Raw genomic sequence first — 14,884 nt, forward strand, 5'->3', positions numbered from 1 at the left:
AAATGGAAAGTCAATTACCTGAATAGCTAATGGACAGTACATTAATGCTGATTGTTGGCTTTTTATGCGCAAGCGAACTTTCTTTGATCCATTCCCTAAGAAATGAAATATAGTAGCCTCCACCATCCTAAAAGAGATTCGGCTTCAATAATCATAGACCCGGCGATAGCAAACAAAATCTAAACCCAGACCTTTGCCTTATCAAAATCGCCCATCATGAAAAATGTATTGATCACCGGCGCCAACAAAGGCATCGGCTATGAAGTAGCAAAAAAAATGGCTCAACTCGGCTATCACGTCTACCTCGGCTGCCGTGACGAGCAGAACGGTACTACCGCCATCAATCAATTAAAAGCCGAAGGCTTAACAAATATCGAATTCCTTAAAATCGATGTCTCCGACCTGCACGCTGTCAAACAGGCGGCTGCCAGCATCGCCTCTCTGGATATATTAATCAACAACGCCGGTATCCCAGGCGCACAACCACAAAATATCTCCGCCTGCGATATCGAAGAAATAAAAAGGATCTTCAACACTAACTATTTCGGCGTAATCCAAACTACCCAGGCATTCCTGCCCTTACTTAAAAAGGCCCCCCTGCCTGTCATCGTCAACGTATCCAGTGAACTCGGTTCCCTGGCCATGCAAACAGCCAAAGACCGCTTCGCCAACTGGGACAACTACCATGCCTATGGTGCCACCAAAACGGCCCTGAACACATTCACCATCAACCTTTCCCAGGAATTACGTAATTTCAAAATTAATAGCGTAACACCTGGCTACACCGCCACCGATCTCAATAACTTCGCTGGCTTCAAAACCGCCGCCCAGGGTGCCGAACCAATTGTTCGCCTGGCCACTATAGGAGAAGATGGTCCAACCGGTCAATTCTTCCGTCAGGAAGGCGAGTTACCCTGGTAAATTAACACAGACATGAGAGAACTACGTAGATTAACATCCATCCAGGAATTTCACCGTTTAAGAGGCTTACAGCCTCCTGCGCATCCGTTAATCAGCGTAGTCAATTATGCGGAGGTAGTACTTTCTTCCGAAAGTAATCATATCAACTGGGTACTTGATTTCTATTCCATCTCCTTAAAAAGAGACGTCGTTGTTAAATTCAGGTATGGTCAGCAACAATATGACTTTGACGAAGGCATCATGTATTTCATCGCTCCCGGTCAGGTCTTCAATGTCGAAGTCCCAACCGAAGCGCAACCTAATAAATCCGGATGGATGCTACTCATTCACCCGGATTTCTTTTGGAACACTGCTCTGGCAAAGAATATCAAACAATACGAATATTTCGGTTATGCTGCGCACGAAGCGCTCTTCTTATCTGATAAAGAAGAAACGACCATCGTAAATATCATTCATAATATCCGGCAGGAATATCATTCCAACATTGATAAATTCACCCAGCAAATCATTGTCTCTCACATTGAGACACTCCTGAATTATGCGGATAGGTTCTACAATCGCCAGTTCATCACGAGAAAAATCACCAGCCACCAGATCCTCGATAAATTGGAGCAATTGCTCAATACCTGTTTCCAAAGCGATAGCCTCTTAGCCAATGGTATCCCCACTGTGCAATTGATTTCCGAAAATCTGAATATCTCTCCTAACTACCTGAGTAGCCTGCTTAAAAATCTAACTGGCCAAAGCACCCAGCAGCATATACAAAACAAACTGATAGAAGTAGCCAAACAAAAGCTCTCTACCACCAGTTTATCAGTAAATGAAGTCGCTTATGAATTAGGATTTGAACATCCTCAATCCTTCAGAAAGTTTTTTAAATCCAAGACGAATATGTCTCCATTGGAATTTAGGGAGTCGTTTAATTAGTAACCTGAAATCCCGGTAAAAAATTTTGTAATCTGGTTTTATTATCTAATTTTGCCTTCAGCATTCTGTTTAACCTATCTGTCAGCGAACAACCCATAGCATTTTTTTAATTCAAACAATTACCTATGTCATGATGTTGCCATCGAGAAAGCATTAACACCCGTTTATATTTAAATATCCCCAAATATTCGCATTCACAATCCAATGCGCTGCTTTGGTATGCTTATCAACGTTTATGTTAGGAACTCCACCTATTGCCCAACCATAAGCAATATGGCCCACCTGAAAAATAAATATGTTGGCCTGGACTACCAGATATTCCGATAACCAGCAGGCTCCCTGTTGTTTTTTAAGCATTATCGACTGAATCGTGAATTTGAAAATACAGCAAGTTTGAGCTGTAGAAAAGCTTTGGGACTATAGGCTTAATTGATGTTCTCCTCTATTGTAATAAACAAATCTAAAGGCTCATTTAACCTGGGACAATAATATCTTCATTTTTAATCCAAATTACATGCGATCACTATTATTAATTTTATCCCTTTGTCTTGTTAATGTATTTGCGAAAGCGCAAATGTATGACTGTTTGAATTATTCGGCAGTTGCAATTCCCAGAAATGGAGTAAAAATAATGACTAATCTACCGAGTGCTGGTGCCAATATGATGCCTACTTTATTCATTCAGGGATTTGGGTTCGGCAATGCAGCTACTATTAATATTCAGCTGACCTTTTATTTCAACAGCAACACTTTTACAAACCCTAAAGCTTCTAACAGTGGTACCTATAGCCCGCCTATCACATTGGCACAGGAGAATGGTAAGGTGGTTATTTTTATTGATTCAAAAATTAACTACCAACGTTTCCATGTCAGTGCCTGGGGGTCTGGACTAGCATCTGAAACTGCTGCTAACTTCGCTGGCTGGACATGGGCAGATACAACATTATTTAGTGAGGCAACCAGTATTAAAACCGTTCCTTATATTAATAAATTCGATGGAACAGTCTATCTCCCGGACAGTGTAACAGTTCTTCCTGAAGGAAGATTTGGGATCAGTACATTAACTCCCCGGGCCCCATTGGATGTCAGCACCACAATAGCTGATACTATTACAGCGGTTCTTTCCAGGTTACCTGAAGGACATTACTACGGCCGGGGGACAATGTTAGGTGTGCATGCTGTAAACTCTACGCCTCATTATAGTCCATCTTTTGCGATTGAACATTATTTTTATGGGTATAAAAACAGCGCTATTAACTTTTGCAGAGGAAATTCCGTACAGGGTGGTTTTATGACATTCAGTACGAACGACGGAACAGAAAAAATGCGGTTGGATGCAAGTGGTAATCTGGGAATTGGTACAGGCACTACTACTTTAGGTAAATACAAATTGACAGTAGAAGGTGCGATTGGCGCCAGAAAATTACAAGTTACACAAGGAGCATGGGCTGACTTCGTATTTGCGCCTAATTATCAGTTACCCAATTTGTATGAAGTAGACAGGTACATAAAAGAGAATTGCCATTTACCGGAGATCCCTACTGAAAAAGAGGTAAAGGAAAATGGAGTTGATGTGGGTGAAATGAACATGCGGCTATTACAGAAGGTGGAAGAGCTGACCTTGTATCTGATAGAACAGCAAAAGACAATAGATGAGTTGAAAAAAATAATTCAAAGGTAATGGTGTTATTACAATAGAATTTTATAATAGTGTGTATGCTTTGTACGCAAAGCATACACACTATTATAATTATAGGAAGGAAATAACTCTCCACCTCCGCACCCCCTCCATCAATCATTAATAAAATTCCTCCCAATAAATTTTGTATTCTCCATTTATTCTCTAATTTTGTCCCACAGCATTCCATTTTAACCTTTATCTGTCAGTGAATTACTTAACCCGTTTTTTTTAATCCAAAAATGTACCTATGTCATAATTTTTACTCATCGAGAAAGCATTCATACCCATTCTGATTTAAGAATACCTATATGTTCGTATTCCCAATCACAACTGTTTAAACAACAAGTTGAAATCACTATACATTATATTATTCTTCCTCACGGCAGGGAGCCTGGTAACCTATGCTCAATTACAACGTAGTACCAGTCTGCCCGGAGCCCCAGGTAAAGGACCCATAGTTGCTTTTCCCCGTGGTATTAAACAATCTTCCGGCGAAGTGTCTTATATAATGGCAACTGACACCGGCGGTTATGTTAACCTGGTACCCCTATACGGTAATCAACACTATGACACCACCACCCGGCCGCTACCACCCCGCAAGCCTTTCCTGAAGGTGCATGGGAATGTTATGTATGACTATTACTACCAATCCGGCGTTGATACCCCATATCAGCAAAAAGATATTTACCAGCATACAGTACAGACCTATCTCGACATCACAGTAAGGGATCAATACCCTGTGCGTGTTGCATTCACCACTGCCAGAGGCAATTCAACCCTGTTCCGCAATATCACAGGCGTGAATATGCAGTACACGAATCGGGACTTCAAAAACCTGTTGTATGATAAACTGCAAAAATGGGATGCTTCTCAAATAGGCCAGTTGCAACAATTACAATTAGAAAAGCAGCAGTTGAATGCAAAATCTTTAGAATTATACCAGTTAAAGGACTGGCTATCTTCTCCTGCCCAGTTACAACGATTAGTAGAAGCACGCGAGCGGAAGTTATACGGAAGAAGAGATACCCTGCCCACACCTGGGTTGGATTCTCTTCCCAAAGTGCCGTCAATGCCGGAAGTGCCTTCCTGGGATGTGATGCTTCGTTATAAAGGCCGCCTGAATACGAAAGACAGCGCCACAAACCGTCTGCCTTCGGATTCAAGCTTTGAAAACTACTACGCTGCCCGTCAGCATCAGCTGGACTCTTTGCAGGATCGCCTGCGCATTATGGACAGCACCTATCACGCTCACGAAGCACAGGTAGGTAACCTGAAAGGAGATGTCATTGAAAAGCTGATGAGCAGTAAAAACAATGCGGAGCTTTCTCAGCGTCTGAAAGAAATGAACCTGCCAGACACAGTACTGCCTAAAGGCTACAAGACTTTATTGGCGATTCGCTCAATAGGTCTCGGCCGTACCATGGCTGACTACTCTGAACTAACAGCCAAAGGCATCAGTATCACCGGTGTACAGGCAGAGTTCAACCCGTCTTATTACGTGGCAGTTGCTGCTGGTACGATCGATTATCGTTTCAGAAATTACGTTGTAAATAGCGGTGCCCCCCGTCAATACCTGGCTTTGATAAGAGCCGGATATGGCATGAAAGAAGGCAATCACCTGTTCTTTACCTATTACATGGGTAAAAAGCAACTCTACAACCTGAATACCAGTGCAGATAGTACGAGTACTCCAAACTATCATATCATGGGTGTTGCTGTAGAAGGCCGCTGGCAGATCACGAAGCACACCTATATGACCGGAGAAGTGGCGAAGTCTTCTTTACCCTACTATCAGAAATCCGAACATAGTATGTTCAGTGATCATACCAATGAAGCTTATTCCCTGAGTGCGAATTCACTGATAGCAAAAACAGGTACTAAACTCACCGGTGTATACAAGATAATGGGAGCGGGCTTTCAGTCCTTCAGCCTTTATACGACAGGTTCCAAACAGATTGCATGGACCGTGCGTGTAGATCAGCCTTTCTTTAAACAGCAATTGTTAGTCACCGCCTCTGTACGCAGAAATGATTATACGAGTCAGTACCAGCAGGCCGATTATAAAAGCAATACCATTTTCAAAAGCATACAGGCAACATTAAGGATCAAACACTACCCTGTAGTGAGTGTGGGATATTATCCCACCTCTCAGCTGACAAAACTCAGTGACGGTACTTATATAGAAAGTACTTTCTACACGATGGTAGGAACAGTGAGCCATTTCTACAAGGTACATAGTGTCATGATGAATACAATGCTCTCCTACACCCGCTTCTACAACAAGCAGGATGATAGCAGCTTTGTATACTACAACACAAAGAACCTGTTGCTGAATCATACTATGTTCATGGGCAAATTTACTGTACAGGGCACTGGTTCAGCGGCTATGAATGGCGACTATGACCTGTATGGTGCGGATGGTACAGTGTTGTATAAAGTCAAAAGCTGGCTGGACATTGGCGCAGGCTTGAAATATAGTTATCAAACAACCTATGAAATCAGGAATGTGGGCTATACCGGTACGGCTCGTGTGGCTATCCCATATTTCGGACAGATAGAGGTCATGGCAGATAAAGGATTTATCCCAGGAGCTGAAAAGCGATTGGTTTCAAATAATACAGGTCGAATCACCTATACTAAAACATTTTAAATGAGACATTTTATCCTGATAGCCCTGGTGTTGCTATCTCTTCAGGCAACCGCCCAGGTAAACATGACAGTGCAGTTACCCCCCACCGGTGTGATGCAAAAAGCACAGTTATGGAATATCTTACTGGTATCTGCTTCTACTTCATCCATTTGGGTGCGTGTTGAATTACGTGTCACAGACGCCCAGTCCAATCAACCGGTATTGACAGGTGTAAGCCGTAATATAATGTTAAACAAAGGTGCCAAACAATTACAGGTAGCGGATGTAACGCCTGTTACCTACGAATACCTGTCACCTACTGCTGACAGAAATGCGAATGGTCTGCTTATGGCAGGCACTTACACCGCATGTTACAGTGTATTCCTTGTATCAGGTGATGCATATTCCCTGATTGCAGAAGATTGTCTGCCATTCGCAGTAGAACCGGTAAGTCCGCCGCTGTTAAATAATCCGGCAGACCAAAGTGTAGTTGAAGGAAATTTACCTCAGTTCACCTGGATACCTCCTGCTCCAATCACGATCTTCAGTGATCTGAACTACGATTTCACGATCGTAGAATTAAGGAATGGTCAATCTCCTGCCGAGGCGATCCAATCAAATATTCCGGTGTACCACACCACTCATTTGAAAGATCAGTTCTTAAACTACCCTGCTTCCGCAGTAGCACTGGATACAGCGAAGAACTATGCCTGGACAGTGGTTGCAAAGAACAACACGCAGTTCGCCGCACAAACGGACATCTGGACATTTAAGATCAAGGGTGTACCCTCTGAAAAAATAGTAGTGACGCAGGATGCCTATGTACAACTGAAAAAAGAACTGGATGGTTCATCTGTGGCGTGCTCCGGCGCATTACAGTTCGGCTATAGCAACGATGCCGGCGATACTACCGTGACATATGAAATCATTTCCTTAGATGCAGGTCAAAGTGTTGTGAAGACCGCCACTCTCTCATTGGAGCGTGGTATGAACAACTTAAAAGTAGACCTGAAAAAAGTAAGTCTCACCACTGGTCAGTCCTACCTGTTCCGTTTAAAGAACGGCAGACGTGAATACTGGCAGATAAAATTTGTTTACAAATGAGGTACTTCCTTACACTAATTATTAGTATAGCTGCTGCTTTGTCTGTACAGGCACAGGATACTGTAGCTATTGCAAAAGCGATCAATATCTTCCGTCGGGTGCAGGCGAAAAGCCAGCAACAACCGGTAAGTTTTGAAGTGAATTATACTTATTCCAATGAGTCTACACCCGGAACATTGCTGGATAGTCTGAAGGGAAAGATAGAAATAAGCGGAGAGAACTATCGTAGTACGCTGGATAATACTGAGACGATTCGGAATGCTAAATATAGCATTGTACTATTTAAAGAGGATAAGCTCATGTACCTGGCAGCGAACAGTAAATCAGCTTCTCCTGCTGATCCGCTGGAGACATTGAATACATTACTGAAAGGTGCGACTAATAGTACATTCAGAACCGAAAAACGAAACACTATTATCAATGTTTCGTTCCCTGCCGGAGGCAATTGCAAACAGTTATCTATAACAATAGATACCGTCTCACAAAGATTGTTATCCATGCAGTATATCCTGAAAACAACCTTGTTGATGGGGGAAGAGATGAAGAATGAAGTGCCGGAAGGATATGAGGAATATGCACAGGTGAAAGCGAGCTTCTATAATTACAAAGACATACCAGTGAATAGCAGCCGTTTTGATGAGAAGGCATTCTTTTATAAAGATGGGGATGCATTTAAAGTGACGCCTGAATATGAAGACTATAACATTTTCGTCGGCACACCTGGACTGTAAATTTTAAAATATTATACCTAAGAAATAATTATCAATCATGATTCTGGAAGTAGCTGCAAGGGGGAAAAAGACATTTGCTGCAGTCATGCTGGCCCTGCTGTACATTGAGACAGTACTGCCAATGAACGCACTGGCGGCGGTGAGAAGCGGGTTCCCTGTCAGAGCCATTGTCCCTGTTCCCGACAAGGCAAATAAGAAGTTAATGCCGGTGGTCGTAAATAATGGCCCACACCACCCGGCGATCATTCAGACAAATTCAAAAGTCCTTCAACCGCAGGCAGAAGGTATGCAACCATGTTCAGCAGGGTTGCATCCTAAACCCGAAGATATCGGCGGTCCCGGACAACCTGAAACCCAGGCATTCACCTCTGTGAATGGAGACAATTTAGTAGATCTCTTTTCCGGCGATTTCTCCTACAAGGTTCCTTTGATGGATGTAGGCGGTTACCCGATAGCACTGGGATATAACAGTGGCATCTCCATGGACCAGGAACCCAGCTGGGTAGGATTGGGCTGGAACGTCAATCCAGGTACTATCACACGTAACATGCGTGGATTACCGGATGAATTTAACGGTGCCGATAGTGTCCGCAAAGTACAATATATGAAGGAAACAGAATCCTGGGGTGTAAACCTGGGTGCAGGGTATGAATTATTTGGAACACCTAGTGATCAAGCCAGGCCAGCCAGTGACGCTTCATCTATTGGAACTTTGGATTTCGGCATAGCCTTTACTTATAACAACTATAGAGGATATGGAATAGAATCTTCTATCTCCCCCGGATTGAACGCTGGTTCAAAGACATTCCCCGGACTGTCAGGTGGATTATCCCTGACGAATAGCTCTACAGATGGTCTTACATCAGGGGTATCCCTGTTCTATCAGCAAGGTGTAAAAGAGGCAAGCCAAACGAATACCGGTGCTGCTGCGACTGCCTCCGTATCTGGTTCTTATAATACCCGTGCAGGGTTAAAAGACCTGCAATTTTCCGTAGGAGACAGATTATACCGCACAACCGGTAAAAACAATCCTACTAAAGGTACCAGTGGCGCTTTTCAGTCAAGTATATCTTTTGCCCGTCAGGCATATACCCCACAAATTACTTTCCCTTATACAAGTACTGCCTTTAGTTTTACCGCAAAGGTGGGTTCTGTAGCAATATCATATCACCCATATATCCGTGCAGCCTATAACCATGCAAAGCAGGAAATTGCAGGTGCAGATACTGCACTCATATTGCCTGCATTCGGTTACCTGAACTATCAGAATGCTAATGGTAAACCCAGTTCACTCCTGGATTATAACATCGAAAAGGAAATGCCTTATCGTGAAAAGCCTGCAATTCCGACCATTGGTATTCCAGCTTACACATATGATGTATTTGCTATTTCCGGGGAGGGCACGGGTGGAATGTTCCGCGCATATAGAGGTGATATCGGTTATGTGTATGATCACCAGATGAAAACAAAGGATGGGTCTATCAGTGGGAGCATCGATCTTGGTTTTGGACAGACATTCCACTGGGGAGCCGATTTTAACCTTACACGTGCCACCTCTGAAAATGGTCCATGGACGGCGTTGAATGCCATGGCAGCCGTTGCCCCATTTAAAAATTCAAACGGATTATACGAAGCTTCTTATTTCAGAAACCCTGGTGAAACTACAGTAAACGATAAGAGCTGGCAGAATGCATTGGGTGGAGATGATGTAGTAGTGACCAGATTATACCAATCCAGCAAAAGTGATCCTGATATCTACGCAAAAAATTTGCTGGATAAATACAGGAACGATTCTCTGAAAGAAACAGTTACTGTAACCAGCCGTACTTCCAGTAGAGCAGTACGTGATAAACGTACACAGGTTATTTCTTACCTGACAGCCGAAGAAGCCAGTACAGCAGGATTATCTAAATATATTGATAACTACGGTGAAAACAAGTTCCCGCTACAGAGTTGCGATATGACCTATCCTTCTGATCTTGATTCACAGGGATTGAGAGGAGACTACTACAGCGGACAAGGTTTTGAAAGGTTTTTATTCTCTAAAACTGATAAGATTGTCAACTATGGTTCAACCATCGAGTTTCAGGCGTCAGAACCTACAGGAGCACCTAAAGTAAATACAAATTTCTCTGTTCGTTGGACCGGCAGATTGAAAACAGATGTCACAGGTAGATATGTATTTTCCACCAGAACTGATGATGGAATTCGCTTATACCTCAATGACTCTCTTATAATTAAGAACTGGACAGGTAAACCTGCTGACAATGAAGATACTGCTGTCGTAAACCTGGTAGCAGGGGAAAACTACAAGTTAGTAATGGAATATTTCCAGAAGAAGGAGAAAGCAATCGCCAAATTGCAATGGAGATTTGCTGGCCAGGCTACACAGGCTATTCCAACGCCGAATTTATATCTGGAATCGACGAAGACTGCTTTCCCTACCAGTGATGGTGCCATAGTAAGAGAAAAACGTGTAAATACTTTCCGCAAGAAAAATCATATCTCCGAAATAGATGTGTTAAATGCAGATGGCCGCCGTTATATATATGGTGTACCTGTATACAATTTCCTGCAAAAGGACGTCACTTTCTCTGTAGATGCGAACAAAGGTGATAAGGCATCTGGTTTGGTAGGTTATGTACCTGATGTAGATAATGCAGTCGGCAATCAGAATGGTAATGATAATTACTTCAGTAAGGAAGAAATGCCTGCTTATCCGCATAGCTTCCTGTTGTCAGCGATCCTGTCTGCCGATTATGTAGACCTTACAGGTGATGGCATTACGCCTGATGACCCGGGAGATGCCATTCGCTTTAACTATACAAAAATAGCCGATAAGAATAAACCTGAAAAATGGCGTATACCTTATAATAATAAAGCAAATTATAACCAGGGTTTACAAACAGATAACAGGGATGACAAGGGTAGCTATTTATATGGTGAGAAAGAATTGTGGTATCTCAACTCAATTGAGTCCAAGAATATGATGGCTATTTTTTGGGTGTCTAATCGCGAAGACCTGCCGGGTATGGATGAGAATGGAAATGCGCAGGCTGTTGGTCAGCATAAGAGATTAGATTCTATCAAGTTGTACTCTAAATCAGATTACCTGAGCTATGGCAACAATGCTTTAGCTATCAAAACGGTACACTTCAGGTATAGTTATTCCCTTTGTAAAGGCGTGAACCCCAATAATGCCGATGGGAAACTAACACTTGATAGTTTATGGTTTACCTACAATGGTAATCAACGAAAGGATAAAAATGCTTATGTATTTAAGTATAATTCCAATAATCCGGCTTATCAGACTAACTATTACGATCGCTGGGGGAACTATAAAAACCCTTCCCAGAATCCCGGGGCACTCAATAATGCAGAATATCCGTATGCACTGCAGGACAGTACGCAGGCTGCTACAAATGCTGCTGCGTGGACACTGGATCAGATCAGGCTTCCTTCTGGTGCAACAATGAAAGTTGATTACGAAAGTGACGATTATGCATTTGTTCAGAACAGGCGTGCCTCCCAGTTATTCCGAATTGCAGGTTTCAGTGCTGGTATACCAGGCTCCCAGAGCAGTCTGAAAAATGAATTGTATAGTCTTACCAATGAACCTACATATGTAGGTATCAACGTTCCCAAACCAGTGAGCAGTAATCAGGAACTATATAGCCGATACCTGGAAGGAATGGATACATTGTTCTTTAAGGTATTCGTAAAAATGCCTACCGATAAATTTGGTAATGGAAGTGAATACGTAAACTGTTATGCCACGATAGAGCCAGGTAATTATGGCTATTATAATAATGGGTTCTCTATCTGGTTGAAGCTACAAACAGTCAACAAAGCAGGGGAAGTAGTATCTGGTGGTTATAATCCGGTAGCAAAAGCCGCTATGCAGTTCCTTCGTCTGAACCTCCCATCCAAAGCATATCCTGGCTCTCAGACAGGTGATAACCTGACACCATTGGATGGTGCTAAAATGTTACTATCACAGGTGACTAATCTCACAGAGATGCTCACCGGTTTTGATACAGATGCAAGAATAAAAGGTTGGGCGAAATCTTTTGATACTTCCAGATCCTTTATTCGCCTGGCTAACCCGTATCTGAAGAAATATGGTGGTGGCCTGCGTGTAAAGCGAGTCTCCATCTTTGACAACTGGAATGCGATGACCAAACAAAAAGAGGCGGTGTATGGACAGGAATATATCTATACAACTACCCGGTCTGTCAGGGGAGTTGGCGATTCAGTGACTATAAGTAGTGGTGTAGCTTCCTGGGAGCCTACAATTGGAAGTGAGGAAAACCCATGGCGCTTACCTATTCAATACAAGGAACAGGCGGCAGTATTAGCACCTGTGAGCAGTGGATATGTAGAAAGACCACTGGGCGAATCTTTTTTCCCTGCGCCTTCTATAGGTTATAGTAAAGTAAGAGTACGGTCTATCAATACGAAGAATAAGCGTTCAGCTAATGGATATGCGGAAACCCGTTTCTATACCAGTTACGATTTTCCTACCCTCACAGATAAAACGCCAATAGGAGATAATAAGAAGAGGTTTAAACCGGCATTGGCCAACTTATTGAAAATTGATGCCAAGCACTATATGGGTGTCAGTCAGGGTTTCAAAGTTGAGTTGAATGACATGAATGGTAAGATAAAGTCTCAGGCAGTGTATGGTGAAGCAGACCCTGATCACGAAATTTCCTACACTGAGAATTATTATCATGTAGATGATCAGTCTGCAACTTTCAAGCATTTAAATAATACCGTGAAAGTCATCAATGATACGGGTTTTATTGATGCTTCTGCATCTGTAGGTAAAGATGTGGAGCTGATGATGAGTATGCGTCAGCAACGTTCAGTTACCAATGCATACAATTTGAATATTAACTCCGACGGCTGGTTGGTAGGATCTTTCTTTGCTATAATACCGAGCTTACTCAATATCGCTCAGCGGGAAGAAACCATCTTCCGTGTACTCGGTACCACAAAAATTGTGAACCGGCATGGTCTGCTGGATAGTGTGGTTGTAAAAGACAAGGGAAGCCGGGTCGTAAGCCGCAATCTTGTTTATGATGGAGAAACGGGTGATGTGGTATTGACAAGTTCACAAAATGAATTTAACGATCCGATATATCATTTTTCAGTTCCTGCGGGTTGGGCGTATGATGGTATGAGTGGCGCCTATAAGAACATTGGAGCTACCGCCGATAACGTAACTATCCGGGAGGGCAAAATCGTATCGGGGTTACCTGATACAACTATTGTCAAATATTTTGCAGCAGGTGATGAGATCCTGGTGTATACCCGTCAAAAGACAGGTGGTACGGATTGTGATCCGGAAATCGCAACATGGCCGGCTTTAAGCAGACTCTATGCTGTTGATGCAAATGCGATAAGTGGTGGTACTCCGGATCTTTACTTTGTAACGAAGGATGGAGCACCATTTACCGGCAATAAAGTAACGATGAAAGTGACCCGTTCCGGCAGAAGGAATATCGCTGCAGTAGCAGGAGAAATGACGATGCTGAATAATCCAATCGTTGGTGATACTGCATTGGTCATTAATGCTAACTCTGGTGTATTAAATGCAACTGCTACGGAATTCAGTCAGTTCTGGAAAGTGGCAGATAAAAAGAAAAAGGACTCAGTTACAAGTTGTATAACGCAATCTTATGCATTGTATAGTAAGGATTCCTGTGGCGTACATGTATACGGAAATGATAGTACCGGCGCCTGGTACAAGGCACAGTGTGCCACTGATAGGGTGTCCAATTATGTTTACTATCATATCGATCGTGACATGTATTCCTCTACCGTAAGTCAGCAGGCTGCAAATGATTCTGCAAAGAAAGCACTGGATTCACTTGGCCCTGTGTATGCTTCCCGGTTTAGTCCATGTTTATACCCGAATAAAGCGATTAGCAGAAACTATGTGAGGAATAATTGTCCTTCAGGTACTGTTCCTGATACCACCACATATACAGTTGCGTATGATACCTATCGTGAAACTACCCAGGCACAGGCTGATGCAGATGCAGCAGCAGATACAGCCGCGAATGGGCAGGCTTATGCAAATGCACATGGAAACTGCCTGACTTGTAACTTCTTTGTAAATAAGAAGCCGGATTCTGAGGATATGCCATCATTCCAGATGATTGCTAAAAACAATCAAACAGGTGTGTCTTATACTTTAGGAGGTGGTGAACAGGTGACACAGTTCCCAATATGTAAGGCAATTCCTGAGGGATCTTACACCGTGTATATGTCTGCCATGGAGAAATGTTATGCGTTTACGAAGGATTCTGTACAACATACACTTACCAGTGGTACTACCGATTCATCATTTACGACTACGGCGCCAATAAATATAGCAGTGTCAAGGAATGGACGGATATATAATAATGCATTTCCGCTTTATGCCACCAAACAGGGCTGTGATTCAGGCTATGTAGGATCAACTTTTTCAAAACAGATAGCTGCAAATCTGGCTTATTCTTATGTGTCTCAGTCAGATGCACAGGATAAAGCAGGTGCCAGTTCTTTGAGCGCTTTGCAAGCCACAGCGAATGCACAGGGTGTCTGTCTGGATGCAACGCATCTGGTCGTTCGTGTGCCGACCGGTAAAAATTCTACAGCAATAGAGATTACCTACTCAACTGAAGGGGGCACGGCAACAACGAAACAGTTATTCACTAAATCAGATGCCCAATACAGCGTAAGCCTTAGTCCGGCGATGTGGACCATTACTTTAAAAACTCAGGGTACAGATCAAACTGCAACTGTTTCAATCAATGGAGGAACAGCTGAAACATTTACCTATACAAAAACATGGCATGTCAACGGCCCACCGCTCACCATTGACGTCTGGAAACAGTAATC

The 14,884-nt window shown here is 42.8% G+C and carries 7 protein-coding genes; all 7 read left to right on the forward strand.

Translation table 11 applies throughout. The features are described from left to right. The first annotated feature begins 216 nt into the window (after positions 1-216). The 7 genes from BW716_RS23700 to BW716_RS23735 all read left to right on the forward strand — a co-directional run bounded on the left by BW716_RS23700 (position 217) and on the right by BW716_RS23735 (position 14,882). On the forward strand, positions 217-921 hold the full coding sequence (locus tag BW716_RS23700; RefSeq protein ID WP_083726691.1) for an SDR family oxidoreductase: 705 nt from the start codon (positions 217-219) through the stop codon (positions 919-921). A 12-nt stretch (positions 922-933) separates the two neighbouring features. After that, entirely contained in the window at positions 934-1,848 is a 915-nt protein-coding gene (locus BW716_RS23705) for an AraC family transcriptional regulator (RefSeq protein WP_083726693.1), read from the forward strand. A 631-nt stretch (positions 1,849-2,479) separates the two neighbouring features. Next, a complete protein-coding gene (locus BW716_RS23715) occupies positions 2,480-3,529 on the forward strand; it encodes a hypothetical protein (protein ID WP_143708994.1) in 1,050 nt (349 codons plus the stop codon). A gap of 346 nt (positions 3,530-3,875) precedes the next feature. Then, positions 3,876-6,179: a hypothetical protein gene (locus tag BW716_RS23720; protein WP_083726699.1), complete on the forward strand. Its 2,304-nt coding sequence runs from the start codon at positions 3,876-3,878 to the stop codon at positions 6,177-6,179. Beyond that, positions 6,180-7,262 (forward strand): hypothetical protein, encoded by a 1,083-nt coding sequence (locus tag BW716_RS23725; RefSeq protein ID WP_083726701.1) that lies wholly within the window; start codon positions 6,180-6,182, stop codon positions 7,260-7,262. Beyond that, the gene (locus tag BW716_RS23730) at positions 7,259-7,993 is read left to right on the forward strand and encodes a hypothetical protein (RefSeq protein WP_083726703.1); all 735 of its coding nucleotides are present in this window, start codon (positions 7,259-7,261) and stop codon (positions 7,991-7,993) included. The genes BW716_RS23725 and BW716_RS23730 overlap by 4 nt, the downstream gene beginning before the upstream one ends. A gap of 37 nt (positions 7,994-8,030) precedes the next feature. Then, a complete protein-coding gene (locus BW716_RS23735) occupies positions 8,031-14,882 on the forward strand; it encodes a PA14 domain-containing protein (protein WP_083726705.1) in 6,852 nt (2,283 codons plus the stop codon). Positions 14,883-14,884 lie beyond the last annotated feature (2 nt).

Origin of the sequence: [Flexibacter] sp. ATCC 35208, assembly GCF_001975825.1 — a bacterium.
In the GTDB taxonomy this organism is placed as follows: Bacteria; Bacteroidota; Bacteroidia; order Chitinophagales; family Chitinophagaceae; genus Chitinophaga.

Coding starts and splice junctions, on each gene's coding strand:
- BW716_RS23705 (WP_083726693.1), top strand. CDS start 934: ATGAGAGAACTACGTAGATTAACATCCATCCAGGAATTTCACCGTTTA.
- BW716_RS23715 (WP_143708994.1), top strand. CDS start 2,480: ATGACTAATCTACCGAGTGCTGGTGCCAATATGATGCCTACTTTATTC.
- BW716_RS23725 (WP_083726701.1), top strand. CDS start 6,180: ATGAGACATTTTATCCTGATAGCCCTGGTGTTGCTATCTCTTCAGGCA.
- BW716_RS23700 (WP_083726691.1), top strand. CDS start 217: ATGAAAAATGTATTGATCACCGGCGCCAACAAAGGCATCGGCTATGAA.
- BW716_RS23730 (WP_083726703.1), top strand. CDS start 7,259: ATGAGGTACTTCCTTACACTAATTATTAGTATAGCTGCTGCTTTGTCT.
- BW716_RS23735 (WP_083726705.1), top strand. CDS start 8,031: ATGATTCTGGAAGTAGCTGCAAGGGGGAAAAAGACATTTGCTGCAGTC.